Source organism: Cryptosporangium arvum DSM 44712, from assembly GCF_000585375.1.
Lineage (GTDB): Bacteria > Actinomycetota > Actinomycetes > Mycobacteriales > Cryptosporangiaceae > Cryptosporangium > Cryptosporangium arvum.
Genome location: NZ_KK073874.1, coordinates 6,272,781 through 6,297,239, shown reverse-complemented (window position 1 = coordinate 6,297,239; position 24,459 = coordinate 6,272,781). Strand labels below are relative to the sequence as shown.

The 24,459-nt window shown below is 74.4% G+C and carries 23 protein-coding genes; 11 read left to right on the top strand and 12 right to left on the bottom strand.

What is annotated here, in order from left to right:
• Nucleotides 1-2: 2 nt before the first annotated feature.
• The 5 genes from CRYAR_RS28860 to CRYAR_RS28840 all read right to left on the bottom strand — a co-directional run bounded on the left by CRYAR_RS28860 (nucleotide 3) and on the right by CRYAR_RS28840 (nucleotide 4,347).
• Nucleotides 3-725, bottom strand: coding sequence for an ABC transporter permease subunit (locus tag CRYAR_RS28860; protein WP_035856500.1), 723 nt, complete (start codon nucleotides 723-725; stop codon nucleotides 3-5).
• Nucleotides 722-1,636, bottom strand: coding sequence for an ATP-binding cassette domain-containing protein (locus CRYAR_RS28855; protein ID WP_035856498.1), 915 nt, complete (start codon nucleotides 1,634-1,636; stop codon nucleotides 722-724). Before CRYAR_RS28855 ends, CRYAR_RS28860 begins: the two co-directional genes overlap by 4 nt.
• A gap of 84 nt (nucleotides 1,637-1,720) precedes the next feature.
• Entirely contained in the window at nucleotides 1,721-2,401 is a 681-nt protein-coding gene (locus CRYAR_RS28850) for a response regulator transcription factor (protein ID WP_035856496.1), read from the bottom strand.
• The gene (locus CRYAR_RS28845; RefSeq protein ID WP_051571075.1) at nucleotides 2,398-3,468 is read right to left on the bottom strand and encodes a sensor histidine kinase; all 1,071 of its coding nucleotides are present in this window, start codon (nucleotides 3,466-3,468) and stop codon (nucleotides 2,398-2,400) included. Before CRYAR_RS28845 ends, CRYAR_RS28850 begins: the two co-directional genes overlap by 4 nt.
• Before the next feature lie 39 nt (nucleotides 3,469-3,507).
• A complete protein-coding gene (locus CRYAR_RS28840; RefSeq protein ID WP_035856495.1) occupies nucleotides 3,508-4,347 on the bottom strand; it encodes a helix-turn-helix transcriptional regulator in 840 nt (279 codons plus the stop codon).
• Between the two features lie 103 nt (nucleotides 4,348-4,450).
• On the opposite strand from CRYAR_RS28840, the gene CRYAR_RS28835 reads away from it, so the two are divergent.
• Genes CRYAR_RS28835 through CRYAR_RS28825 form a run of 3 tightly spaced genes read left to right on the top strand, consistent with a single transcriptional unit; the run spans nucleotide 4,451 to nucleotide 6,975 of the window.
• Nucleotides 4,451-5,146, top strand: coding sequence for an SDR family NAD(P)-dependent oxidoreductase (locus tag CRYAR_RS28835; RefSeq protein WP_035856493.1), 696 nt, complete (start codon nucleotides 4,451-4,453; stop codon nucleotides 5,144-5,146).
• Between the two features lie 18 nt (nucleotides 5,147-5,164).
• The gene (locus CRYAR_RS28830; RefSeq protein ID WP_035856490.1) at nucleotides 5,165-6,001 is read left to right on the top strand and encodes an aldo/keto reductase; all 837 of its coding nucleotides are present in this window, start codon (nucleotides 5,165-5,167) and stop codon (nucleotides 5,999-6,001) included.
• A complete protein-coding gene (locus CRYAR_RS28825; protein ID WP_051571074.1) occupies nucleotides 5,998-6,975 on the top strand; it encodes a heme-dependent oxidative N-demethylase family protein in 978 nt (325 codons plus the stop codon). Before CRYAR_RS28830 ends, CRYAR_RS28825 begins: the two co-directional genes overlap by 4 nt.
• On the opposite strand, the gene CRYAR_RS28820 is transcribed toward CRYAR_RS28825, so the two are convergent.
• Both CRYAR_RS28820 and CRYAR_RS28815 read right to left on the bottom strand, forming a co-directional pair.
• Nucleotides 6,911-7,918, bottom strand: coding sequence for a LacI family DNA-binding transcriptional regulator (locus tag CRYAR_RS28820; protein WP_035867531.1), 1,008 nt, complete (start codon nucleotides 7,916-7,918; stop codon nucleotides 6,911-6,913). The two genes, CRYAR_RS28825 and CRYAR_RS28820, sit on opposite strands and share 65 nt — an antisense overlap.
• 43 nt (nucleotides 7,919-7,961) lie before the next feature.
• Nucleotides 7,962-9,212, bottom strand: a complete 1,251-nt coding sequence (locus CRYAR_RS28815) for an MFS transporter (protein ID WP_051571073.1) — start codon at nucleotides 9,210-9,212, stop codon at nucleotides 7,962-7,964.
• Nucleotides 9,213-9,335: 123 nt separating this feature from the next.
• Here CRYAR_RS28815 and CRYAR_RS28810 point away from each other — a divergent pair, with 123 nt between their 5' ends.
• Both CRYAR_RS28810 and CRYAR_RS28805 read left to right on the top strand, forming a co-directional pair.
• Nucleotides 9,336-10,121: a helix-turn-helix transcriptional regulator gene (locus tag CRYAR_RS28810; protein WP_063725779.1), complete on the top strand. Its 786-nt coding sequence runs from the start codon at nucleotides 9,336-9,338 to the stop codon at nucleotides 10,119-10,121.
• Between the two features lie 11 nt (nucleotides 10,122-10,132).
• The gene (locus CRYAR_RS28805; protein WP_035856489.1) at nucleotides 10,133-10,834 is read left to right on the top strand and encodes an SDR family oxidoreductase; all 702 of its coding nucleotides are present in this window, start codon (nucleotides 10,133-10,135) and stop codon (nucleotides 10,832-10,834) included.
• Here the strand turns inward: CRYAR_RS28805 and CRYAR_RS28800 are convergent, their stop codons facing one another.
• Entirely contained in the window at nucleotides 10,835-11,314 is a 480-nt protein-coding gene (locus tag CRYAR_RS28800) for a pyridoxamine 5'-phosphate oxidase family protein (protein ID WP_157018741.1), read from the bottom strand. It lies immediately after the preceding gene.
• Nucleotides 11,315-11,579: 265 nt separating this feature from the next.
• Here CRYAR_RS28800 and CRYAR_RS28795 point away from each other — a divergent pair, with 265 nt between their 5' ends.
• The 5 genes from CRYAR_RS28795 (at nucleotide 11,580) to CRYAR_RS28775 (ending at nucleotide 16,451) form a co-directional block, all read left to right on the top strand.
• Nucleotides 11,580-13,088 carry a GntP family permease gene (locus CRYAR_RS28795; RefSeq protein WP_035856487.1) on the top strand — a complete coding sequence of 503 codons (1,509 nt, stop codon included), beginning with the start codon at nucleotides 11,580-11,582 and terminating at the stop codon, nucleotides 13,086-13,088.
• The gene (locus CRYAR_RS28790) at nucleotides 13,089-14,027 is read left to right on the top strand and encodes an MSMEG_6728 family protein (RefSeq protein ID WP_051571071.1); all 939 of its coding nucleotides are present in this window, start codon (nucleotides 13,089-13,091) and stop codon (nucleotides 14,025-14,027) included.
• On the top strand, nucleotides 13,990-15,024 hold the full coding sequence (locus CRYAR_RS28785; protein ID WP_035856485.1) for an LLM class flavin-dependent oxidoreductase: 1,035 nt from the start codon (nucleotides 13,990-13,992) through the stop codon (nucleotides 15,022-15,024). The genes CRYAR_RS28790 and CRYAR_RS28785 overlap by 38 nt, the downstream gene beginning before the upstream one ends.
• 47 nt (nucleotides 15,025-15,071) lie before the next feature.
• Nucleotides 15,072-15,656, top strand: a complete 585-nt coding sequence (locus CRYAR_RS28780) for a VldE C-terminal domain-containing protein (RefSeq protein ID WP_035856484.1) — start codon at nucleotides 15,072-15,074, stop codon at nucleotides 15,654-15,656.
• Nucleotides 15,657-15,824: 168 nt separating this feature from the next.
• Nucleotides 15,825-16,451, top strand: a complete 627-nt coding sequence (locus CRYAR_RS28775; protein ID WP_051572234.1) for an RlpA-like double-psi beta-barrel domain-containing protein — start codon at nucleotides 15,825-15,827, stop codon at nucleotides 16,449-16,451.
• A gap of 54 nt (nucleotides 16,452-16,505) precedes the next feature.
• Here CRYAR_RS28775 and CRYAR_RS28770 read toward each other — a convergent pair whose 3' ends face one another.
• A complete protein-coding gene (locus CRYAR_RS28770) occupies nucleotides 16,506-17,108 on the bottom strand; it encodes a hypothetical protein (RefSeq protein ID WP_035856482.1) in 603 nt (200 codons plus the stop codon).
• Nucleotides 17,109-17,160: 52 nt separating this feature from the next.
• Here CRYAR_RS28770 and CRYAR_RS28765 point away from each other — a divergent pair, with 52 nt between their 5' ends.
• Complete coding sequence (locus CRYAR_RS28765) at nucleotides 17,161-18,111, top strand: nucleoside hydrolase (RefSeq protein WP_035856481.1); 951 nt, start codon at nucleotides 17,161-17,163, stop codon at nucleotides 18,109-18,111.
• A 103-nt stretch (nucleotides 18,112-18,214) separates the two neighbouring features.
• Here the strand turns inward: CRYAR_RS28765 and CRYAR_RS28760 are convergent, their stop codons facing one another.
• The 3 genes from CRYAR_RS28760 to CRYAR_RS28750 all read right to left on the bottom strand — a co-directional run bounded on the left by CRYAR_RS28760 (nucleotide 18,215) and on the right by CRYAR_RS28750 (nucleotide 24,449).
• Nucleotides 18,215-19,747: an FAD-dependent monooxygenase gene (locus CRYAR_RS28760; protein WP_035856480.1), complete on the bottom strand. Its 1,533-nt coding sequence runs from the start codon at nucleotides 19,745-19,747 to the stop codon at nucleotides 18,215-18,217.
• Nucleotides 19,748-19,810: 63 nt separating this feature from the next.
• The gene (locus CRYAR_RS28755) at nucleotides 19,811-22,567 is read right to left on the bottom strand and encodes an ATP-binding protein (protein ID WP_035856479.1); all 2,757 of its coding nucleotides are present in this window, start codon (nucleotides 22,565-22,567) and stop codon (nucleotides 19,811-19,813) included.
• A 10-nt stretch (nucleotides 22,568-22,577) separates the two neighbouring features.
• A complete protein-coding gene (locus CRYAR_RS28750) occupies nucleotides 22,578-24,449 on the bottom strand; it encodes an anthranilate synthase family protein (RefSeq protein ID WP_063725778.1) in 1,872 nt (623 codons plus the stop codon).
• Between the last annotated feature and the right edge of the window lie 10 nt (nucleotides 24,450-24,459).

Below are 24,459 nucleotides of genomic sequence, written 5' to 3'. Positions count from 1 at the left end.
GCCTAGACGTCCCGGCGGCGGAACAGCGCCACGCTGCCGGCCAGCACCGCGCCGGTGTATCCGGCCACCAGCGCGACCGTCGGCCAGGCCGCCACCGAGCCCGGCGCCTCGGTCGCCCCGGCGAACTTCTGCAGCGCGGCGACCGGGGTCCCCCCGGTCACCCAGGGCTCGGCCGGCCCGAGCAGGGAGCCGAACAGCGTCGGGACGAGCAGCAGCCCGGCGACCGCGCAGATGCCCCCGGCCGCGCTGCGCAGCACCGAGCCGAACGCGAGCCCGAGCAGCGCGGCGGTCACGTGACACAGCGCCGCCCCGAGCAGCCCCGACAGCGGATTCCCCAGCGGATGGTCGGCCCGGTCGAGGAGCAGCGCGCTCCCTCCGAACGCCACCGCCGACGCGACCAGCGCGACCACGAAGACCGCCGCTCCGGTCACCGCGGCCTTGGCGAGCAGCACCGCCGACCGGCGCGGGACCGCCGCCACCGTCGCCCGGATCGTGCCTCCCGAGTACTCGGTCGAGACCATCAGCACCCCGAACGCACCCGCCCCCACCAGCCCCAGCACACTGTTGCCCAGCGCCGCGGCCAGGACCGGCTCGCCCGGGTGCAGGCTTCCGGTCAGCGCGACCAGCAGCGCGGTGCCCACGGTCAGCGCGGCCGTCACCAGCAGCGTCCCGACCGTCGACCGGATCGTCCGCGCCTTCGTCCACTCCGCGGTCAGCACGTTCATGCCGTGATCTCCGTCGCGCGATGGGAGCCGGTGCCCGCCACCAGGCGGGTGTAGGCGTCCTCCAGGGAGTCCCGGTGCGGGGTGAGCTCGTGCAGGACGATCCGCTGCGCGGCGGCGATCTCCCCGATCTGCCGCGTGTCGATCCCGGCCACCCGCAGCCGGTCCGGCCGGTCCGCCTCGGCCGTCGCTCCCGCGCCGACCAGCGCGTCCCGTAACCGCGCGGCTTCCGGTGTGCCCACCACGGTGTACGACGCCGATGCCGACGCGAGGAAGCCGGCTGTCCCGGCGTCGGCGAGCAACCGCCCGCCGCCGATCACCAGCAGGCGGTCGGCGATCAGCTCGATCTCGCTCATCAGGTGGCTGGAGAGCAGCACGGTCCGCCCCTCGTCGGCCAGATCGCGCAGCAGCGTGCGCAGCCAGCGGATCCCGTCGGTGTCGAGCCCGTTGACCGGCTCGTCGAGGATCAGCACCGCAGGGTCGCCGAGCAGCGCGGCCGCGACGCCGAGCCGCTGGCCCATGCCCAGCGAGTACGTCCTCGTCCGCTGCCGGGCGACGTCGGTCAGGCCGACCTGCCCGAGCACCGCGTCGACCCGGCGGCGCGGAATGCCGTTGCTCTCGGCCAGCCAGCGCAGGTGGTCGCGGGCGCTGCGCCCGGGGTGGAACGCCCGCCCGTCGAGCAGGGCGCCGACCTCGTGCAGCGGCGTCCGCAGCTCCCGGTAGGCGCGCCCGCCGACCAGCACCGAGCCCGCGGACGGCGGGTCCAGGCCGAGGATGAGCCGCATCGTGGTCGACTTGCCCGCTCCGTTGGGCCCGAGGAACCCGGTGACCAGCCCGGGCCGGACGTCGAACGTGAGGTCGTCGACGGCGAGCGTCCGCCCGTAGCGTTTGGTGAGGTGTTCGGTCCGGATCATGCCGGGACCGTACGAAGACTCCGGGGCCGGCGAATCCGCCCGCCGGAGTCGGCTCCTACTCCGGCCGGAGTAGGAGCCGGGCCGTCACCGCGGTGGGCGGGGCGGGTCGCCGGCCCGCACCAGCCCGGTCTCGTAGGCCAGCACCACGAGTTGGACGCGGTCACGCAGGCCGAGCTTGATCAACGCCCGGCTCACGTGGGTCTTCGCGGTGAGCGGGCTGATCGCCAGCCGGGCGCCGATCTGCTCGTTGGTCAGCCCGCGCGCGACGAGTGCCACCACGTCCCGCTCGCGGTCGGTGAGCACGTCCAGCCGCTCGACGCCGGTGAGCGCCCCGCGCAGCCGGGTCAGCTCGTCGACCACCGCCCTGGTCACGGCCGGGTCGAGCAGGCTGCCGCCGGCCGCGACCGCCCGCACCGCCGCGTACAGGTCGTCGGGGTCGACGTCCTTGAGCAGGAAGCCGCTCGCGCCCGCGCTGAGCGCGTCGAACACGTACTCGTCCAGGCCGAACGTCGTGAGGACGAGGACCCGGGTGGGGTGCGGGCCGGGGTCGGCGAGGATCCGGCGGGCGGCCTCCAGCCCGTCGTGGCCCGGCATCCGGATGTCCATCAGGACGACGTCCGGCCGGGTGCGCCGGGTCACGGTGACCGCGCTCGGGCCGTCCGCGGCCTCACCCACCACCTGCAGGTCGTCGGTGAGGTCGAAGAGGGCGCGGAATCCGGCGCGGACGATCGTCTGGTCGTCGGCGAGCACCAGCCGGATCGTCACGGCTCCTCCCCGGGAGGCAGGGGGAGCACCGCCCGGACCCGGAAGCCCCGCTCCGGCCCCGGCCCCGCGTCCAGCCGCCCGCCGACGCCGGCCGCCCGCTCGGTCATGCCCAGGATCCCGAACCCGGGCGGACCGCCGCTGCCGCCGGTGCCGTCGTCGACGACGTCCACCCGCACGGCGTCCGGACCTCGGGCGACGGTCACCACGGCGGACGTGGCCCGGGCGTGCCGGACCACGTTCGTCAGCGCTTCCTGGACGATGCGGTACACGGTCAGCCCGAGCACGGCGGGTAGCTCACCGGCGTCCACGTCGAGCCGTACGTCGAGGCCGGCCGGGCGCACGCCGTCGACGAGCGCGGGGAGGTCGGCCAGGCCGGGGAGCGGTTCGCCGTCGGCCGTCGGCCCGCCGTGGCGGAGCAGCGCGACCGACGTGCGGAGTTCGGCCAGCGCGCCGCGACTCGCCGTCCGGGCCTGCTGGAGGGCCGCGCGAGCGGCGGCCGGATCGCGGTCGACGGCGGCGACCGCGACGCCCATCTGCACGGTCACCCCGGCCAGCACGTGCGCGACCACGTCGTGGACGTCACGGGCGATGCGTACGCGTTCACGGGCGATGTCGCGCTCCCGCTCCGCCGCGGCCCGGGTCTGCAACTCGCGCCGGGCCCGGACCACCTCGCCGAGCAGCAGCGCGACGACCGGCCAGGCGAACGCGGCGCCGGGGGCGCTGGACCGGTCGACGACAAACCATTCGAGCGTGGACGACCAGAGCACCGCGGCGGCGCCGACGACAAGCGTGCGGCGGCGTCCGCTGCGTACCGCGACCGTGTAGAGGGCCACCGCGGCCGGCAGCAGGAGCAGCTCGCCGCGCTGGCCCTGGATCGTCCAGGCCGTGTAGACGCCGGCACACAGCAGCAGGGCGGGCAGCGGAGCGCGGTGCCGGACGAACAGCGCGAGTCCGGAGAGGACGATCAGGGTGTAGCTGATCGCGTCGGGTTCCGGGGTGCCGGGCGGGTTCCACCAGACGTCCATCGCGGTGACCACGAGGACCGCGAGCGTCGACGCGATCCGCATCAGCTCACCCTACTGGGACCGGCCGGACCCTCCGGGTGGTCACGGCAGCGCGGCCGGTACCACCCGCAGGAAGTCCAGCTTCCCCGCGTCCTCCGAGCCGGCCGGTGCCGTGTACGTCACGATCCGCAGATCCGCGCACGGAACCGTCAGCACGTCGCAGTCCAGCGTGATCGGGCCCACCACCGGGTGCTGGACCGTCTTCCGGTCGGCGATGTGCACCCCGACCGCCCCGGTGGCCCAGAGCTCGGCGAACCGGCTGCTCCCGGCCCGGGCGTCCGCGATCAACGCCGCGAGCTCCGGGTCGTCCGGGTAGGTCGCCGCGGCCGCGCGCAGGTCCGAGACCAGCGCCGCGTCCAGCACGTCCGGCCCGTACTCCGACACCACCGGCCAGTGCGCGAGCGCCCGCGCGCCGGTCAGCCCGAACACCCCCCGGATCAGGTTGCGGTCGGCGGGGAACTCCGCGGGATCCCCGATCAGCGCCGCCCACAGCGGGCTCCACCGGATCAGCGTCCAGTCCGCGCGGAAGACCCCGAGCGGGATCTCGCCGAGCCGGGTCAGCAGCCGCTGCACGCCGGGCGAGACGAAGTCGGAGACCAGGCCCGGCGACGGCGGGGCCAGCCCGGCCAGCCGGTACAGATGATCGCGCTCGCACGTCCCGAGCTGGAGCGCGCGCGCCAGCGCGGCCACGACCTGCGGCGACGGGGTGGTGGCCCGGCCCTGCTCGAGCCGCACGACGTAGTCGACCGAGAGCCCGGCCAGGCTCGCCAGCTCCTCCCGGCGGAGCCCGAGCGCCCGCCGCCCGCCCGCGGACGGGATCCCGACGTCGACCGGCGACAGCCGATCACGCCAGATCCGGAGCGTCTCACCGAGCGTCTGCATGCTCCGATCATCCCTCGGGAAGACCCGTCCGGCCTGGTACTGCCAGTCCTACCGTCGTGGGAGGCACTGGTAGCCCCCGGCGACCGGGCGGATCGTCGACGCCATGACCACCACGTTCATCACCGGGGCCAACAAGAGCCTCGGCTTCGAGTCCGCCCGCCGCCTGATCGAGGCCGGCCACACCGTGATCGTCGGCGCCCGCGACCCCGAGCGCGGCCGAGCCGCCGCCGCGGAACTCAACGCCCGTTTCGTCCAGATCGACGTGACCGACGACGCCTCCGTCGCCGCGGCCGCCGCCGACGTCGCCGCCCACGAGGGCCACGTCGACGTCCTGATCAACAACGCGGGTGTCCCCGGCGTCAACCCGCCGCCGGCCGAGATCACCGGCGACGACGCCCGCGCGGTCTTCGAGACGAACGTCGTCGGCGTCGTGCGGGTGACCCACGCGTTCCTGCCGCTGCTGAGCAGGTCCGGCGCGCCGGTGATCGTCAACGTCGGCAGTGGCCTGGGCTCGTTCGGTGTCACCCATGACCCGGAGCGCTTCGAGTCGACGTTCGCGATGCCGCTGTACGACGCGTCCAAGGCCGCCCTCTCGATGCTGACCACGCAGTACGCGAAGGCGCTCCCGCAGATGCGGATCAACGTCGTCGACCCGGGTTACACCGCCACCGACTTCAACGGCCACAGCGGCCCGCAGACGATCAGCGAGGGCACCGACGCGATCGTCGCGCTGGCCACGATCGGCTCCGACGGCCCCACCGGAACCTTCCAGGATCGGCACGGGGCAGTTCCCTGGTGAGCGGCGTAGGTTCGGAGCATGACTCTCAACGCCGGAGCGGCCGGCACCATCGACGTCGGTGGGGACCTCACCGTCAACCGTCTCGGGTTCGGCGCGATGCGCATCACCGGGACCGGTGTCTGGGGCGACCCGCCGGACCGTGAGGTCGCCAAAGCCGTCCTGCGCCGGGCCGTCGAGCTCGGCGTCAACTTCATCGACACCGCCGACTCGTACGGCCCGAACGTCAGCGAGGAGCTGATCGCCGAGGCCCTGTACCCCTACGCCGACGACCTGGTCATCGCCACCAAGGGCGGCCTGACCCGCACCGGGCCGGGCCAGTGGCCGGTCAACGGCACGCCGGAGCACCTGGTCAAGGCGCTCGACGGCAGCCTCAAGCGGTTGAAGCTGGAGCAGATCCCGCTGTACCAGTTCCACCGTCCCGACCCGAACGTACCGATCGAGGAGTCCCTCGGCGTCCTGATCGAGGCCAAGAACGCCGGCAAGATCCGGCACCTCGGGGTCTCGAACTTCGACGAGACCCAGATCGCGATCGCCCAGGGCCTCACGCCGGTCGTCTCGGTGCAGAACCGCTACAACGTCGAGGACCGGTCCTCGGAGACGGTCGTCGACCTCGCCGAGCAGTCGCAGTTCGTGTTCCTGCCCTGGGCGCCGATCAGCGGCGACATCGCCGCGGTGAAGGACGCCGCGGTCGACCACGGGGTCTCGCCGCGGCAGGTCGTGCTGGCATGGCTGCTGGCGCGTTCACCGCAGATCCTGCCGATCCCCGGCACCGGCTCGATCGAGCACCTCGAGGACAACATCGCGGCGGCGTCGCTGCGGCTCTCGCCGGCCGAGGTCGCGGCCATCACGGGGTGATCTCCCGGTTCCCGTTCCCGTTCCGGGCCGACACCTTCCGGTACGGCACGAACGTCGAGCGTGCCCGTGTGCCGGTGCGCACGGAGGCGGGCTCGTGGGGCTCGTCCGTGATCGACGTCGACTCGGCGTACTGCGCCGAGTTGGCCGAGCGGGCCCGGATCCTGGCGTCGGATCCGGGCCGGCTCGTCGTCCGGCCGTCGGCCGGACCGGCGTGCTGGGACGCGTTGGTCACGGTCCTGCGCGAGCTCTCGGACTCCCGTCCCGACGCGATGCGGCTGGACGTCGCGGGCGAGCGGTACCGGTGGCGCAACGACCTCCTCGGGGTCGACGTCGCCTTCCGGGAGGGCGACGAGCTGCCGGGTGGCCCGCTGGGGTTCCTCGGCAGCCAGATCCAGGACGACATCGTGCTGCTCGACCAGCGCGACGGCGCGCTGTGGATGGAAGCCGGGCTGGTCACGTTCGCGGCCGGGTGGTCGGTGGCGTTCGACGTCGGGATGACGTTCACCGAGATCCACGGGCCGGTGCCCCGGGTGCACGAGGACGGGGTGGTGGCGCGGGCCGAACGGTTCCTGATGCGCCTGCAACCCGGCGACGAGTACCGGCGCACGAACTGGTCGGCGACGCTCGACGGGCGGCTCGACCAGTCGACCGAGGCCTACCCGGTGTGGGGGCCGGTCCGGTCGGCGGCCGGGTCGCTAGCCGGGGACGAGCTGGCGCGCCGGCTGTACCTGCGGGTCGAGGTGCAGCATCTGATCCGGTTGGGCCACTCGGGGGCGATTCTGTTCCTGATCCGGACGTACCTGGCCTCGCTCGCGCGGATCGCGACCGTGCCCGCGTGGCGCCGGCGGTTCGGGCGCGTGCTCGCCGAACTTCCCGAGGACATGGCGTCCTACAAGGGTCTGGCGCCGTTCAGGGCCGCCGCGGTGGAGTGGCTGCTGCGGTCGTCCCCCGCGGCACCAGGTGCGGGGGAGTGACGACCTCGCGCTGGAGCACCGGGGTGCCTTCGATGCGGGCGATCGCACGTTCGACCGCGTGCGTCGTCATCGCGGTGGTGTCCTGCGCGATCGTGGTGAGGTCGAGGTAGGTCAGCCGGGCGAGCCGGCTGTCGTCGTAGCCCACGACGCTGACGTCGTCCGGTACGCGCAGGCCGACCCGGCGCAGCGTGTCGAGCACGCCGGTCGCGGCGAGGTCGTTGAACACCGTGATCGCCGTCGGCGGGTCGTCCAGCAGCGCGGCCACGGCGGCCGCTCCGTCCTCCCCGGTCGGTCCGCCCGGCACGATCCGGATCTCGGCGTCGAGTCCGTGCCTGCGCATCTGGTCGCGGTAGCCGCGTCGCCGCTCGGCGGTGCCCGGCGTGCGCCCGCCGTCGAGGTGGACGATCCGGCGGTGCCCCAGCGAGACCAGGTGGTCCACGGCCTGGTGCAGGCCCTGGCAGTCCGCGTTCCGGACGACGTCGACGGCGTGGTGGCGCACGTCGCGGCCGAGCGCGACGACGGGCATCCGCGCCGCGATCCCGGCGAGCGCCGAGGTCGGGGACGACGGTCCGATCACCAGCAGCGCCTCGCAGCGGTCCTGGAGCAGACCGGCGATCGCGGTGTGCTCGTCGCGGTGCGGGGTCACCGCGCTGAGCGTCAGCTCGTAGTCCAGCCGCGCGGCCGCGTCGTAGAGGCCGGTGAGCAGATCGCCGTGGAACGCGTGCTGCACGTTGAAGACGACACCGAGCAGCCGGCTGCGTCCACTGCGCAGCAGCCGGGCGCGCCGGTCGGGGCGGTACCCGATCCGGTCGGCGACCTCCAGCACCCGCTGCCGGGTGGCCGCGCTCGCGCCGGGCGCGTCGCGCATGACGATCGACACCAGCGCGGTCGACACCCCGGCCTCGGCCGCGACGTCGGCCAAGGTGGGACGCCGCGCGGTCATCGCCGTAGCGTACTGAGCGGTCCCGTCCCCGCGCGGGCGGACGTCAGCGGTGCGCGACCGCGGCCCGCGCATCCGGGTCCGGGACTACCGGCGGGCCGGCGGGCCGGCGGTCGAGGCGGAAGCTGATCACCGCGACGACCACGCCGGCGGCGGCGAGCACGGCCCCCACCCAGGCCGGGGCGGTGTACCCGAGACCGCGGGCGATCACCAGGCCGCCGAGCGCGGCGCCGAGGCTGTTGCCGATGTTCGTCGCGGACTGGTTGATCGCCGCGCCCATCAGCTGGGCGCCGGGCGCCACCTCGATCAGCCGGGCCTGGAGCGCGGGCGCGGTCACCAGGCAGGCCGCCCCCACCAGGAACGCGGCGACGAACAGCCCGGCCGGGTGCCCGGCAGACAGCGCGAACGCCGACGCGGCCAGCACCACCGAGCCGAGCCCGAGCACGATGCTGCGCCGCACGTTCCGGTCCCCGACCACGCCCCCGAGCAGGTTCCCGACCGTCATCCCGAGCCCGATCGTGGCCAGCACCCACGGCACCGCGCCCGGCGACAGGCCGGTGGTGTTCGTCGTCACCGGGGAGATGTAGCTGTACACCGCGAAGAACCCGGCGAAGCCGATCGCGCCGATCGCCGCGGCGAGCCACATCTGCGGCGAGCGGAACGCGCTCAGCTCGGCCCGCGGTGACCCGCCCGGCGCGGCCGCGATCGCCGGCACGGTGGCCAGCACCGCGACCAGCGTCAGCACGAACATCCCGGCGATCGCCGCGTACGCGACCCGCCAGCTCGTCGCCTGCCCGAGGCTCGTGATCAGCGGGACGCCGAAGACGTTCGCCGCGGTCAGGCCGGTCAGCACCGCGGCGAAGCCCTTCGCCTGGCTGCCGGGGCCGATCAACGCGGCCGCGACCATGCCGGCGGCGCCGAAGTACGCACCGTGCGGCAGCGCCGCGACGAACCGCGCCAGCAGGACCAGTGGGAACGTCGGCGCGAGCGCGGAGGCGACGGTACCGGCCGCGAACAGCGCGAGCAGGCCGACGACGAGCTGCTTGCGCGGCATCCGGGCGGTCAGCGCGGCGATCGTGGGCGCCCCGACGACGACGCCGAGCGCGTAGACCGTGATCGTCCAGCCGGTCTCGGCCACGGCGTCCGACGTCGAGCGGGCGTACTCCGCGGGGAGCAGCCCGCGCGCCATCTCGGGGAGCAACCCCATCGCGACGAACTCGGTCAGGCCGACCGCGAACCCACCCAGCGCGAGCGAGAGCAGCGCGGCGTTGCGACGCGCGCGTGACACAGCCTCCACCGAAGCCTCCGGTACGGTTCCGATGCGCACCGGTGCGCGGATCGCGGGCCAACCGCTGGTAACGCTATACCCGGATCCCTAGAACGTTCTAGAGAGGTTCGCGTCACAGCCATACTGGGGCGCGTGCTGGCCCAACTCCACTCCGCGCTCGCGGAGCCGGCTGCCGGGCGCTGTTCGAGCGCGGTGGCGGCCGCCGCGCCGTGGCTCCGGCCGTACGTGGTGGGGTACGGCGGGTACCGCGCGCTCGGCGGCCCGCCGGTCCGCCGCCGGATGTTCCCGATCACGCTCACGACGCTGCTGCTCGACGCCGACGAGGGCGCGCGGCTGGTCACCGGCGCCCGCCGCACCGGCGCGGTGCACGACGGCCGTCCCTGGCGCTCGGGGGTGTCGGTCGGCCTGACCCCGGCCGGTGTCCGCGCCCTGCTCGGCGCCGAGGCCGCGGCGGTGGCCGGGGCCACGGTCGTCCTGGACGCCGGCCTCGGCCGCCTGGCGGATCGGCTGGCCGAGCTACCCGACTGGCCCTCGCGCGTCGCCGCGCTCGACACGATCCTCACCGGGCGTCTCCGGGGCCGCCGGGTGCAGCGGACCGTCGACCGGGCCTGGTGGCGCCTGCAGGACCCGGCCGGGGTGCGGGTCGGGGCGCTCGCGGCCGAACTCGGCGTCAGCCGCCGCTACCTGGAGCTGGAGTTCCGGCGCCGGATCGGGCTGTCCCCGCAGACCGTCGCCCGGGTGGCCCGCCTGCAGCGCGCGGTCGGGGTGTTGACCGCGCCCGCCGCCACGCTCGGCGACGCCGCCGCGGTCGGGTTCGCCGACCAGTCGCACCTGAGCCGGGAGACCCGCGCGCTGCTCGGATCGACGCCGGGCGAACTGTTCGCATTCGTCCAAGACGCGGTGCGTCCGGCTCACTAGCGTCCGCGGGTATGGAGCTGACCGGGAAGGTCGCGGTGGTCACCGGCGGTTCGCGGGGCATCGGCCGGGCGATCGTGCACGAGCTGGCCCGGCGGGGCGCCCGGGTCGTGTTCAGCTATCGCGAGGCACCCGGCGCTCCCGTCGACGGCACGACCGCCGTGCGCGCCGACCAGGCCGACCTCGCCACCCTCGACGCGCTGTTCGCCCCGGTCGCCGACGGGTTCGACATCCTCGTCAACAACGCCGCGATCAACCCGGCGGCACCGATCGCCGCGCTCACCCCGGCCGAGTTCGAGCGCGTGCTCACCGTCAACACGAAGTTCCCGTTGTTCGCGATGCAGCGGGCGGCGACGCTGCTGCGCGACCACGGCCGCATCGTCAACGTCTCCACGCTGAACACGGTCGTGCCCGCGCCCGGCCACAGCCTCTACTGCGCCAGCAAAGGCGCGCTGGAGCAGCTCACCGCCGTCGCGGCCCGCGAGCTCGGGCCGCGCGGCATCACCGTCAACGCGGTCTCACCGGGTGCGACCGGGACCGAGCTGTTACACCGGACCAACCCGCCCGAGGCGGTGGCGACGGCCACCGCCCTGACCGCGCTGGGCCGCCTCGGCCGCCCGGCGGACATCGCGGCCGTGGTGGCGTTCCTGGCCGGCCCGGACTCCGGCTGGATCACCGGCCAGAACCTGCGCGCCACCGGCGGCTTCGTCGTCTGACTACGCGCCGTTGAGACCGGCGATCTTGCGGTGGTCCCAGGAGGCGATCTTGCTCGGCGTGAGACGCACCCAGCCGTGCCTGCCGTCGTGGTACATGTTCTGCTCGCCGTCGAAGTACTTCGCGGCGAACAGGCGCTCGGCCGCCTCCAGCTCGGCGATCGACTCGGCGCCGGTGCGCGGCGCCTCCCCGACCTGCTCCAGCGTTCCCCGCAGCTCGACGCCGTGCAGCTCGAAGAAGTCGTGGCCGGCGTCGACGACGACCGCCACCCGCGGATCACGCAGGATGTCGGCCCAGCGCTGGCTCTTCACGATCGAGTAGAGCCAGAGCGACGTGCCGTCCCAGACGTACCAGAGCGGTGAGACGTGCGGCGCGCCCGACGACGTGAGCGTGGCGACCCGGCAGGTCCGGCTCTCGGTGAGGAACGCGTCGAGCTCCTCCTTCGACAACGCGATCCGGCGTCCACGCTTCTGCGTGCTCAGCACGTCACTGTCGGCCACAGCGCCTCCCTCGGTCCCGATCGCCCTCCGGTTTACCGGACGGTAAGGGTCCGTGTCTCGCGTACTCCGCCAGGAGTTCCGTGCGCTGCACGTCCCACGGAGCACCCTGCTGCTCGGGATCGCGCCCGCCGAGCGCCGGGCCGCCGCGCCGGGGGCATGACGGTACGACCCGACTACCGGAGCTGAAGTCGGGGTAAGCGCCTCTCGGCGGGCGCCGAGGTCCGCCGGGGACACACCGGGAGCCCGTATGGATGTCACGAGAGTTCTCGCCGCCGACGCACCCGCGCCCGCGAGCTCCGATCCGCGGCTGATCGTCGCCGCGCTGATCGGGATCGCGGTCGTCGTCGTGCTGATCACCTGGGTGAAGATGCACCCGTTCATCGCGCTGACGGTGGGCGCGATCGGGCTCGGGCTGGGCGCCGGGCTGCCGGCCGGTGACGTCGCGGAGAGCTTCAGCGGCGGGTTCGGCGACACGATGGCGTCGGTCGGTCTGCTGATCGGCCTCGGCGCGATGTTCGGCAAGCTGCTCGCCGACTCCGGCGGCGCCGACCAGATCGTCGACACGATCGTCGGGCGGGCCCGCCCGGGCGCGCTGCCGTGGTTGATGGCGCTGGTCGGGGCGATCATCGGGCTGCCGATGTTCTTCGAGATCGGGGTCGTGCTGCTGATCCCGGTGATCATCCTGGTGGCCCGCCGGTCGGGCCTGCCGCTGTTCCGGATCGCGATCCCGACGCTCGCCGGCCTCTCGGTGATGCACGGCCTGGTGCCGCCGCACCCCGGCCCGCTGGTGGCGGTGAGCGCGTTGAACGCCAACCTCGGGCTGACGCTCGCGCTGGGCCTGCTGGTGGCGGTCCCGACCGTGCTGATCTCGGGTCCGCTCTTCAGCCGCTGGGCCGCCCGCTGGGTCGACGTCCCGGTGCCCGCGCTCTTCCAGACCGACCAGGACTCGTCGGCGGCACGCACCGACGGAGCGACGCGGACCGCCGGGACCGGCGGGACCGACGTCGAGGACGCGGCCGACGCCTCCTCCGGCACCGACGACTACCGGGGCCGCGGCGACACCGGGTCGCTGGTCACGTCACGTAAGCGGCCGAGCTTCGGCACCACGCTCGCCTGCATCCTGCTGCCGGTCGTGCTCATGCTGGCCAAGGCCATCGCCGACGTCGTCGCGCCGGACAGCGAGAGCCCGGTCAAGGACGCGGTCGACTTCGTCGGCACGCCGCTGATCGCGCTCACGATCGCGGTGCTCGTCGGCATCGTCGGGCTCGGGCTGGGCGCCGGCATGGACCGCGGCGCGATCGCCTCCACGCTCGGCGACTCGCTCCCGCCGATCGCCGGCATCCTGCTCATCGTCGGCGCCGGTGGTGGCCTGAAGCAGGTGCTCATCGACACCGGCCTCGCGCAGATCATCGCCGACACGGTCGAGGGCAGCGCGCTCCCGGTGCTGCTGCTGGCCTGGATCGTCGCCGTGCTGATCCGCGTCGCCACCGGTTCGGCCACCGTCGCCACGGTGACCGCCTCCGGGATCCTGGCCCCGGTGGCCGCCGATCTGTCCAGCCCGGAGATCTCGCTGATGGTGCTGGCGATCGGCGCCGGCTCGCTGTTCCTGTCCCACGTCAACGACGCCGGGTTCTGGCTGATCAAGGAGTACCTCGGTACCACCGTCGGCCAGACGCTCAAGACCTGGACCGTGATGGAGTGCCTCATCTCGGTGTGCGGTCTGATCGGCGTCCTCCTCCTCGATCTGGTGGTCTGACTGCAAACCTTCCTGCCGGTCGCCGACTTCGACCGCTCCGCCGCGCTGCTCGACTCCGCCCGCCTCGGCAAACAACGGGTCGAGACGCTCCAGGTGCTGCGCGCGCTCGAGCTACCCGACTACGGCTGGGCGACCCACCCGGTCGTGACGATGTGGCGCGGACGCACGGCCGGCCTGGTCGTGTACGGCCTGGCGATGGTCCGGGGCTGGCGGTCGCGCGGGTTCGCCGACAGCACCGCGGCCCCGATCGCCGAGTTCGCACCCGACGCCGCCGGTCTCACCCCGGGTGAGGCCGCGGCGGCCGGGCTGCTGCCGAGCTGGGTCGGGGACGAGGCGGTGCACCGCTCGCACCGGTCGAACCTGCGCGCCAAAGATCCCGCGTTCTACGGCCCGCTGTTCCCCGACACCCCCGACGACCTGCCGTACGTGTGGCCCCCGGCGGACGACGTCCCCCCGGCCCCGGCCCCGTCCGGGGTGCCGGTCTGGATCGTGCGTCCGTCGGACGCGCCGGCCCTGGGCACCGCGTTGTCCCTGGGCGTGGTCGGCCTCGGCACCGAGTCCGGTGTCGACGTCGACGCGACCGGTCTGGAGCAGGCCGAGCTCCGTGACCTGGCGAAGGAGCTCTCCGGGCGACGGCCGGCGAAGGCGCTCCGCCAGCTGTCGTCCTTCCTCGACGAGATGAGGCCGGGCGACCTGGTCGGTGTCCCGGTGGAGGAGGGGGCCGCGCTGCTGCTGGGTGAGGTCGCCGGCGACTACCGCTGGGCAGCGGGGCAGCCGCTGCCGCACCGCCGCCCGGCGCGGTTCACGCACGTGGTGGCCCGCTCGGCGGTGCGGCCACCGGCGACCCTGCAGGATCCGCGCGGGTTGTTCCGGGTGATACTCGACCCCGCGGAGGTTACAGATGACGGACTTGGAGTTCGGGCTCGACACGTTCGGTGATCGGAGCACGGACCTGGACGGGAACCCGATCCCGTACGCGCAGGTGATTCGGAACGTCGTCGACGAGGGCGTGCTCGCCGAGCAGGTCGGGGTCGACAGCTTCGGGGTCGGGGAGCACCATCGCGACGACTTCGCGATCTCGGCGCCGGAGATCGTGCTCGCGGCGATCGCCGCGCGGACCTCACGGATCCGGCTGCGTACCGCGGTCACCGTGCTCAGCTCCGACGACCCGGTGCGGGTGTACGAGCGGTTCGCGACGCTCGACGCGATCGCGCGCGGCCGCGCCGAGATGACGCTCGGCCGGGGGTCGTTCACCGAGTCGTTCCCGCTGTTCGGGTACGACCTGAGCGACTACGAGACGTTGTTCAGCGAGAAGCTCGACCTGGTGGTGGCGCTGCTCGAGGGTGGGCCGGTGTCCTGGAGCGGCACCGTGCGCCCGCCGCTGGTCGACCAGGAGGTGTTCCCGAAGGTCGAGTCGGGGCGGCTGAGCGCGTCGATCGGCGTCGGGGGGAGCCCGGAGTCGGTGGTGCGCGCGGCGCGGTACGGGTTGCCGCTGGCGCTGGCGATCATCGGCGGGGACCCGGCCCGGTTCGCGCCGTTCGTCGAGCTCTACCACCGGGCCCTCGCCGAGTTCGGACGCGAGCCGCTGCCGGTCTCGGTGCACTCGCCGGGGTTCGTCGCGGCGACCGACGAGGAGGCCGCGGAGATCGTCTGGCCGCACGCACGCACGATGCACAACCGCATCGGCGCCGAACGCGGCTGGCCGAAGTACACCCGGGGCCGGTTCGAGTCCGACGTCAACCACGGGGCGCTGCACCTCGGGTCACCGGAGACCGTCGCGCGGAAGATCGCCCGGACGGTGCGTGCGCTGGGCATCCAGCGGTTCGATCTGAAGTACACGAACGGGCCGATCCCGCACGAGCACATGGCGACCGCGGTCGAGCTCTACGGCACCAAGGTGATCCCCCGGGTCCGCGAACTCCTCGCCGACGACTGACCGGCGCGCCTGCCGCCACCCCGGTCCGGGCGCTCTACCGTGCTCGGATGGGGATTCCGGGGGTCGCGGGGGTGCTCGGCGTTCTGCTCGGGGTGGGCGGCCCGCACCCACCCGCCGTCCCGGTGGCGGCGGGAGCACCGCCGCCCGCGCCGCTGCCGTACGTCGGCGGGCCGCGGGGCTGCGTGATCCCGGACCCGTCGGACACCGACGGCTGCGTCACCGCGCCGATCGCGTGGCTGACGTTCCAGGTGCGCCACCGCTTCGGGGACCTCCCGGTCTCGTGCTGGGACGAGCACGCGTGGAACCCGCGCAGCGACCATCCCCACGGACGCGCGTGCGACTACACGATCGGCCGGATCGGCGCGTTCCCCGATCGTGCCGGTGTCCGGGGCGGCTGGGAGCTCGCGCGCTGGCTGCGCACCCACGCCATCGCGCTGCGCGTCCACTACGTGATCTTCCAGGGCCGGATCTGGTCCTGGGAGCACGACGGGGAGGGCTGGCGTCCCTATCGGGGCGCGGGGGTGTACGACCCGGCCGACGTCACCGGCGGGCACTACGACCACGTGCACGTTTCGACTGTCGACAAGAGACCCGCGCTGCTGTTCGCGGCCGCCGCGAATCGGACGGGTTGAGTCAAAAACCTTAAGAGATCCCATTATTCGAACCGACCCCACCACGACATCCGTACCTCGGTATCGAAAGTGCAGGGGCCTGCACGGTGTCAATGATGATCGGTCGAAGGGTGTGTCGTGGCGAATCGGAACCTGGGATGGCGGCGTAAGGCAGCAGTCGGGGTGGGCATGCTCGTGGTCTTCGGCGGTGCGACCGCGGTGGGCATCGGCGTGAGTTCGGCCGGCGAGAACGCCGCCGCGCCCCAGGCGCCGAAGGAGGACTGCGGCGGCCTGGACACCGCGCTGAAGAACAACCTGAACTTCATCGCGCAGCAGCAGGCCAACCCCGACGCGCTGTCCGACGCGCGGATCGCCAACCGGCAGGCCGTCGTCGACCTGATCCAGCAGCGGCGCGTGGTCGCCGAATGCACCGCGAACGTCGTCGCCGACGGCGCCGCCGCCCAGCCGCCCGCCGCCCAGCCCCCGGCCGCTCAGCCGCCCGCGGCGCAGCCTCCGGCCGCCGACCCGGCCGCGGAGGCACCGGCCCCGCCGGCGAACAACGGCAACGCGCAGCAGGTCTGCAACGGCAGCACGATCACGCTCTCCGGTGAGGACGGCGCCCCGGCGGCCTCCAGCAACCAATTCCCGGTCGGCACCACGCTGCGCGTGACCAACCTGGACAACAACAAGTCGATCACCGTCCAGGTGACCGGCGCGTCCGGCAGCTGCGCGCTGCTGAACAACGCCGCGTTCGAGCAGGTCCGCGAGCCCGGTAAGTTCCTGATCCGCCGCGCGCTGATCGAGCGCGTCGGCTGATCGTCCCGCACGAACCGGCCCGGGGACCCGCCTCCTCCGGGCCGGTTCTTCACGTCAGGGCACCGCCACCGTGGTGGTGATCCGCACCAGCGACGGGTCGCGGGGCGTCGAGCCGAACCCGAAGCGCACCGGCGGGTCGATCGGCGTCAGCGTCCCCAGGTCCGCGGACTCCCACGAGGCCGACGCGGCGACGATCGGCCGCACGTCCCGGGCGCCGTACCACTCGTACCGCCCGTTGCCCGCGCTCCCGTGCGTGCGTACCCCCGGCAGCACGACCCGTGCCGGCAGGTCGATCAGCCGCACCCAGGCGGGTGTACCGGCCAGCCGCGACGGCACCGCACGCAGCAGCCACCCCAGCGGACGCCGGCCGCCGGGGGTGAACGTGCACCGGAGCGGACCGGCCTCCACGACCCACTCCGGGCCCGGCCGCACGCGCACCGGCTCCACCAGCACCTCGTCGAACCGGTACGTGGCCGCGACGAACCCGGCCAGCTCGTCCGACGTCGCGACGAGCGTCCGCCGCCCCGTGGCGTCCTCGACCATCACGTCGCTGACCGGCCCGAACGGCGACTCCGGCCAGTGCCCGAGCACCAACCGGGTGCCGCTCGTCGTCCCCACGCCGCCGATCCACCCGTCGAACCGCAACCGCTGCCCCATGGGCCCAGCCTCACCCACCGGGCACCGGACCGCATCCGGAGACAATGACGCCATGGGGCACCCGATCTACCTCGACTGCGACACCGGCATCGACGACTCGCTCGCGATCGCGTACCTGATGGCCCACCCCGACGTCGATCTGGTCGGCGTCGGCACTGTGTTCGGCAACATCGACGCGCACCGGGCCGCACGCAACACGCTGGACCTGCTCGCGCTCGGCGGCCACGACCACGTCCCGGTGGCGGTCGGCGCCGAGCGGCCGCTCGCCGGGAGCTGGCCCGGTGGCCCGGCACACATCCACGGCGCGAACGGCGTCGGCGACGTCGAGCTGCCGCGCAGCCCGCGCGACCCGGAGTCCACCGCGGTGGAGCTCCTGCTCCGCCTCGCCCGCGAGCACCGGGGGCGGCTGCGGGTGCTCGCGATCGGCCCGCTCACCAACCTCGCCCGCGCGCTCGACGCCGACCCGGACCTCCCGCGTCTGGTGGAGAGCGTCGTCGTGATGGGCGGGGCGGCGAAGGCGCCGGGGAACGTGACGCCGGTGGCGGAGGCGAACATCTACAACGACCCGGAGGCCGCCGACCGCGTGCTCTCGACCGACTGGCCGGTCACGCTGGTGACGCTCGACGTCACGATGGAGCACGTGCTGGAAGAGGCCGGTCGCGCCGCGCTGCTGGACGCCGACCGGCCCCTCCCGCGCGCACTGGGCCGGATGCTCGACGTGTACTTCACGTTCTACGTCGAGGGCTTCGGCCGGCGCTGCGCCCCGCTGCACGACCCGCTGGCCGCGGCTGTGGCCGCCGCCGGGGCCACCCCCGTAATGGCCCCGACGGTGCCGGTCGTGGTGGACGCGACCGACGGCCCCGGACGCGGCCAGACGATCTGCGACCTGCGCGGCGAGCGGGTCGGCCACCCGCAGCGGCCCGGAGCCCGGTGCCGGGTGGTGCTCTCCCTCGACGCCCCGTTCGCCCCGCGACTGGTCGAGCTGCTCACTCGAACCTCGTGACGGGTCCGGGACCGAAGACAGCGCACCCCTCCGACGCTGCCTCCGTCCGCGGCCGGCGACGCTTCGAGGGTGCCGTGCCCGGCCGCCGCCGGACATGACGTGATCACGGGGTTTCGGGACCGAGGTGGCCACTGATCCGGTCGAGCACCGTGTCCCAGTCGGCCGGGGCGTGGTCGGCGCGCCACGCGATGCGCTGGTCGGGCCGGACCAGCACCAGCCGGCGGTCCCACCGGGTCCGCACCGCCCGGTCGGTGACGACGAGGTGGGCCATCGGGATCCCGCGCCGGCGCGCGACGAGCACCAGCGCGCGACCGGCCTCGTCCTCGGTCAGGTCGACGAGCGTGAACTGCGGGCCGAGACGGTCGAAGAGCTGGGTGCCGTCGTCGAGGCGCACCGCCGGGGCCCGCCCCTCGGGGAGCCCGGTGTCGTCGGGTGCGATCTCCTGGCGCAGCACGCCGGCGAGGAACTCGCGCGACGCCCCGGCGGCGGCCAGCCGCTCGACGCGACGCCGGGTCTCCAGCCCGCGCGCGACGAGCTCCCGGTCCATCAGGGCCCGCGGGCGACGCTCGGCCTCGTAGCTGTCGAGCAGCCCGGAGCCGCCCCAGCCGTTGAGCACACCGGCCAGCTTCCACCCGAGGTCCACCGCGTCACCGACGCTCGTCGCCGCGTTGGCGCCGACCGGGTAGAAGCGGTGCGCGGATTCCCCGACCAGGAACACCGGCCCGGCGCGGTAGCGGTCGGCCACCGCGAGGGCGTCGTCCCACTGGGTCACGTCGAGGATCTCGGCGGTCTCCAGGCGGTTGCCCAGCCCGGCGCGGCCCAGCCCGGCACGCAGCAGCGCCTCCGGGTCGGCGGTGACCGGATCGCCCGGCGCGACCCGCAGGTGACCGACCCAGGTGTCGCTCCCGTCGGCGCGGGCCTCCAGCGTCAGCGTGCCGACGATGACCGTCGACGGTCGCCGTTCGGTGAACCGCCGGGTCAGGTCGGGGCTGCGGAAGTACACCGAGCAGTGCTGCACCGGGTCGGTGAGCTCGGCCATCGGGATGTCCAGGCACTGGCGGACCGTGCTGCGGGCGCCGTCGCACCCGGCGACGAACCGGGTCGTGATGGTGCGGCGGGCCGCCCCCGCGCCCCGGTCGATCGCGGTCGCGACGACCCGCTCGCCGTCGACCCGCAGGCCGGTGAACGTCCAGCCGAGGCGCAGGTCGATCAGCGGGTGGTGCTCGACGGCGGCCCGCAACCCGGTAGCGAGCCGGACGCCGGACACCCGCTGCGGCAGCTCCACCGGTGCGCTGCCGTCCTCGACCTGCGCGTACCGGCCGCGTAGTTCGTCGAGGGACGGAACCGTGAGCACGAGCACCGGTGGCTCGTCGAGGCCCTGGCTCCGCCACTCCACGCCGCCGGAGTTCTCCGGCCCGACGCCCTGCGCGCGGATCGTCGCGGCCAGCCGCAGCCGCCGCATCAACTCCATGCTGCGGCTGTCCAGGTAGTCCACGTCGGAGGACTGGGGCGGGTTCACGGCCCGGTCCACGACGACGCTCGGCACCCCGTGGTGCGCCAGCTCCAACGCCAGGATCGACCCCACGGAGCCCGCTCCGACGATCAGTACCTGCGCTTCCGATGCGTCTGCGGCCACCGGACCTCCCCGTGAATCCCCCGTGTGGGAGTCATGCTGGGGTGGGCGACCGTCCGGACGCCATCACGTCTTTCCGTGATTCTCGGTGGCCACCATCATCGCCAGCGCGACCCGGCTCTGGATGTCCCACTTGGCGAAGATCTTGCGCAGGTGGCTGTCGACGGTGTGCCGGGACAGGTGCAGCTGCTGGGCGACCTGGTGGTTGGTCAGCCCGTCGGCGACGAGCAGCGCGACCCGGCGCTCGGCCGGGGAGAGCCGGCCGAGCCCGGACTCCGAGGCCACGCCGAGGAGTTGCTCGAGACGCCGGCGGGCCCGCTGGGCTCCGCAGGCGACCGCGAGCGTCAACGCCTCGCGCCGCCAGCCCCGGGCGACGTGGGGTTCGTCGGCGAGTGCGGCGGCGTCCTCCAGCGCGGCGGCGAGCGCGAGGCGGCGCGGCGTCCGCCGGAAGTGCTCGATCGCGGCACGCAGCGCCGTCAGGTCGCGGCGCCGCAGCCCGTCGGCGTGGGCCGCTGCCCCGGCCGGGGCGGGCAGCTCCGGATGGCGGCGGGCGAGCTCGCGGGTGGCGTCGGCGGCGGTCCGGGCGCGGCCGGGGTCGTCGGCGGCCAGCGCGATCCGCACCAGGGTGGCCGCGGTGCCGGGGTCGTGGGCGACCAGCATCGGCCGCTCGGGCAGCACGTCGTAGAGCGGGGCCAGCGTCGGCATCGCGGCGGCCGGTCCGGCGGTGGCGTCGACGAGCACGCCTTCGGCCCAGTCGACGTCCTCGGGCGCGGCGGTGATGCCGGTGCGGACGAGCCGGTGCATGCGGCCCAGGTAGTCCTCGGCGGCGGCCGGTTCGTCGCGGTCGACGGCCAGCCGGGTCAGCGTCGCGAGCAGCGGCACCGCGAGCTGGTGGGAGCCCAGCTGCTCGGCGACCGCCACCCCGGCGTCGGCCTCGGCCAGCGCCTCGTCGAGCTGGCCGCGGGCGGCGAGCAGCCCGGCGGTGTAGTAGTGCCAGAGCGGCGCCGACCAGCCGGTGCCCAGCCGTTCGGACTCCGCCCGGCCCCGCTCGAGCACCCGCCCGGCCTCGGCGAACCGGTCGAGCGCGGTCAGCGCGCCGGCCAGCCAGATCCGGGGGTGCCGCTGGAGCGCCTCCCCACCGGCGGCGTCGGCGAGCTCGACGGCTCCGGCCGCGTGCCGGTGCGCGGCCACCAGGTCGCCGGTGGTCAGCGCGACGAGGCTGCGCGCGGTGCGACCGAACACCGACGCGCCCGGGTTGCCGGTCGCTTCCCCGATCGTGTCGGCGCGCTCACCCGCGCGGTCGGCTTCGGCGAGCGGCCCGGCGTAGACGAGCGCGTGGGCCCGGATCGCGTGGAGCCGGGCGGCCACCGGATCGGTGCCGGACACGTGTTCCAGGCCCTGGTCGGCGTAGTCGACAGCGGTCTCGTTCCGGCCCGCGTGTTTGCACGCCTCGGCCAGCCCGAGCAGCAGCAGGGCCTCGGTGCCCCGGTCGAGCCCGGCACGCAGCACGGTGCGCCCCAGCTGCTGGGCCTCGGTCAGCCGCCCGGCCGCGGCGAGGTAGCCGACCGCCTCCGCGACCAGCGGATCGCGGCCGGGGTCGTGTTCGCCGAGCGTCTCCAGGGCGTGCCGGACGAAGTCCGCGGCGGTGCTCGGGGCGACGTCGGCGACGTCCCGGGCGGCGGCACGCAACAGGTCGACGGTGTCCCGGCGACCGCCGGCGCCCCCGGCGACGAGGTGGCGGGCGATCTCCATCGGCCGGCGCCCGTCGGCGCGGGCGATCGCGGCCGCCTCCTGGTGGAGAACGGCGGCGATCGACGGGCTGAGCGTGTGGTAGACCGCTCGGCGCACCTGGTCGTGGACGAACGTGAGGTCGCGGCCCTCCTCGGTCAGCACGCTGGCCGCGGTGGCCTGCTCGACCAGACCGATCAGGTCGGCCGGCCGCCGGTCGAGCAGGCGGCCCAGTTCGTCGACGCCGACCGGCCGGTCGAACACCGAGGCGGCCCGGACCAGCCGGCGGGTCGGCTCGGGCAGCTGGTCGAGGACCTGCCGGATCATCGCGACGAAGCTCGACGGCAGGTCGGTGCCCACGACCGAAGCGACCCCGTCGGCGACCACGAGCTGGTCGGTGACCCGCAGCGACGACATGAGTTGGGTGATCTGCAGCGGGATGCCGTCGAGACCGCGGGCCAGGGCCAGCACGGTGTCGTCGACCGCGGCCCCGAGCACCTGGGCGCAGAGCTCGCCGACCGCCTCGTCGGCCAGCCGGCCCAGCGCCAGCTCGACCGCGCCGTCCTGGACCAGCCAGTCGAGCAGCCGCCGCCCGGGGGTGTCGAGCGGTTCGGGGCGGCGGGCGAACAGCCACCGCACCGGCGACGAGGCCAGCGCCGGGATCAGCTGGCGGAGGGCGGCCGCGCTGAACTCGTCCGTCCAGTGGGCGTCGTCGATCACGACGAGCAGCGGGCGCCGGGCGGCCAGCGCCTCCAGGGTCGCGCCGAGCCGCTCCACCGTGCCGAACGACCGGCCGGCCCCGCCCGCCAGCCAGGCGAACGCGTCGGTGGGCGGTACGCACCCGCGGAGCGTCGAGCCGAGCGTCATCAGCCCGACGGCCCGGTCGAGTTCGAACGCGCGCCGGAACGCGACCGGCAGCGGCATCCGGAGAGCCGCGTCGACGGTGGCCTGGAGCAGCCGGGACTTGCCGATCCCGGCCGGTCCGGTCAGGACGGCGCAGCCGCCGGCGCCGTCGGCGGTGTCGCGGAGGGCGCGTCGCAGCACGTCGAGTTCACGGGCGCGGCCGACCGGCGGGGGAGGGCCTGGCGCGGGCACGCGGGAAAGGTTACCGGCTGCCACGGTTCCCGCTAGCCACCGTTTGCGGGCACCGCGCGAGGGCCGCCTCGGCGGTGACCGCGCGCAGCAGCCGCCGCAGGATCGCCGGTCCGTGTTCGGTGAGCACCGATTCGACGTGGAACTGGACCGATCGCACCCGCGGTGCGGCCAGCGCGTGGACGGCGCCGGTCCGGGCGTCGCGCAGGAGGCGGACCGGGGCGCCGGTCGCCGGGCAGCGCCACCGGTCGCTGCCGTGGACGGCGGCGAACGTGTGGTAGAAGCCCAGCCACTCCGGGTCGCCCCACCAGTCGACACGACGACGCAGGCCCTGCGCCGGCACCGGCAGACGCCGGATCGGCAGGCCGAGCGTGTGGCAGAGCACCTGGTGACCCAGGCAGACGGCGAGGACGGGGCGCCGGTCGGTCAGCGCCGCGCGGGTGATCGTGTGCAGGCGGGCGATGCGCGGCACGGTCAGGTCGCGGGGGTCGCCCGGGCCCGGTCCGATCAGCACCGGGTCGTCCGGCGCGAGCCCCGCGGTGAGGGCGTCGTCCGGTGCGCCGGCCGGGCGGACGGCCACGTCGACGCCGAGCGAGCCGGCGATCGCGGCGAGCATCGCGGTGAAGTCGTCGCCCGCGTCGACGAGCACCATCCGTCGCGCGGGCGGCTCCGGGGGCGGGCTGCGCCGGGCGCCGCGCCAGTACCGCGAGAGCCCCCGGTTGCGACGCCGCAGCGCGGCCGGCACGCCCGCGGCGACCGGAGGCAGCGGTGCGGGGCCGACGCCGGCCGGTGCGAACGCGGCCAGGAGGGCCTCGGCCTTGGCCCGGGTCTCGGCGGCCTCGGCGGCCGGGTCGGAGCGGCGGACGAGCGTCGAGCCGACGCCCAGCGTCAGCGTGCCGTCCGCACGCACGTCGGCGGTGCGGATGAGCAGCGCCGAGTCCAGCACGCGCCGCCCGTCCCGCCACCCGAACCACGCCAGCGCACCACCGTAGTAGCCGCGGCCGCCCCGCTCGTGCTCCGCGACCACCGAGCACGCCGCCGCCAGCGGACTCCCGGTCACCGTCGGCGCCGGGAGCGTCCGTGCCAGTACGTCACGCGGATCCCGCGACGCCGGGCCCTCGACCGCGTACTCGGTGTGCGTGACCTTCGACATCGGACGCAGCCACGGTCCCCGCAGCCGGGGTGGCCGGTCACAGATCCGCGCCATCATCTTCAATTCCTCGTCGACGACCATGAACAATTCCTCGGTCTCTTTCCGGTCGTCGAGAAAAGCGAGGAGTCCGCGGTCGTCGGGTCCGTTCTCCGGATGCCGGTAGGTGCCGCTGATCGGGCTCATCGTCGCGATTCCACCGGCATAGCGCACCTGCCGCTCGGGGGTGGCGCCGATCAACGTCCGTCCGTTCCAGTGCACGAGGAACGTCCAGTAGGCGCCGCGCTCCTGCTCGGCCAGCCGCCGGAAGACACCGAGCGCGACCCGCCGCGACCATCCCGGCACCTCGGCCCGGAACGAGCGCCGCAGCACGAAGTTCGAGCCGGTGCCCTGCCCGATGGCGTCGGTGACCACGCGCCGCACCGCCGCCGCGTACTCGTCGTCGGAGAGGTCGAAACCGCCGGTCAGCGGCGTTCCCGCACTCGTGGGCAGGGAATCGAGCGGCACCGTCGTGGCGGTCGCGACGGTCATCGCCACCAGCGGCTCGCGGTCGTCGACGGCGTCCAGCCCGCGCTCGGTGATCTGCCGGTACGGCACGATCGCGAGGACGCCGGGCTCGCCCGGTGCCGGCAGCGGCAGGTCGGCGATCCGGGGTACGACGCTCACCGCACCGGTCAGCACCTCCACCCGATCACTTCGGCTGATGACGGCGAACGCGGTGTTCTCTTCCTCCATTCCTCTGTTG

Coding starts and splice junctions, on each gene's coding strand:
- CRYAR_RS28860 (WP_035856500.1), bottom strand. CDS start 725: ATGAACGTGCTGACCGCGGAGTGGACGAAGGCGCGGACGATCCGGTCG.
- CRYAR_RS28855 (WP_035856498.1), bottom strand. CDS start 1,636: ATGATCCGGACCGAACACCTCACCAAACGCTACGGGCGGACGCTCGCC.
- CRYAR_RS28845 (WP_051571075.1), bottom strand. CDS start 3,468: ATGCGGATCGCGTCGACGCTCGCGGTCCTCGTGGTCACCGCGATGGAC.
- CRYAR_RS28840 (WP_035856495.1), bottom strand. CDS start 4,347: ATGCAGACGCTCGGTGAGACGCTCCGGATCTGGCGTGATCGGCTGTCG.
- CRYAR_RS28835 (WP_035856493.1), top strand. CDS start 4,451: ATGACCACCACGTTCATCACCGGGGCCAACAAGAGCCTCGGCTTCGAG.
- CRYAR_RS28830 (WP_035856490.1), top strand. CDS start 5,165: ATGACTCTCAACGCCGGAGCGGCCGGCACCATCGACGTCGGTGGGGAC.
- CRYAR_RS28820 (WP_035867531.1), bottom strand. CDS start 7,918: ATGACCGCGCGGCGTCCCACCTTGGCCGACGTCGCGGCCGAGGCCGGG.
- CRYAR_RS28805 (WP_035856489.1), top strand. CDS start 10,133: ATGGAGCTGACCGGGAAGGTCGCGGTGGTCACCGGCGGTTCGCGGGGC.
- CRYAR_RS28795 (WP_035856487.1), top strand. CDS start 11,580: ATGGATGTCACGAGAGTTCTCGCCGCCGACGCACCCGCGCCCGCGAGC.
- CRYAR_RS28785 (WP_035856485.1), top strand. CDS start 13,990: ATGACGGACTTGGAGTTCGGGCTCGACACGTTCGGTGATCGGAGCACG.
- CRYAR_RS28780 (WP_035856484.1), top strand. CDS start 15,072: ATGGGGATTCCGGGGGTCGCGGGGGTGCTCGGCGTTCTGCTCGGGGTG.
- CRYAR_RS28775 (WP_051572234.1), top strand. CDS start 15,825: ATGCTCGTGGTCTTCGGCGGTGCGACCGCGGTGGGCATCGGCGTGAGT.
- CRYAR_RS28770 (WP_035856482.1), bottom strand. CDS start 17,108: ATGGGGCAGCGGTTGCGGTTCGACGGGTGGATCGGCGGCGTGGGGACG.
- CRYAR_RS28765 (WP_035856481.1), top strand. CDS start 17,161: ATGGGGCACCCGATCTACCTCGACTGCGACACCGGCATCGACGACTCG.
- CRYAR_RS28750 (WP_063725778.1), bottom strand. CDS start 24,449: ATGGAGGAAGAGAACACCGCGTTCGCCGTCATCAGCCGAAGTGATCGG.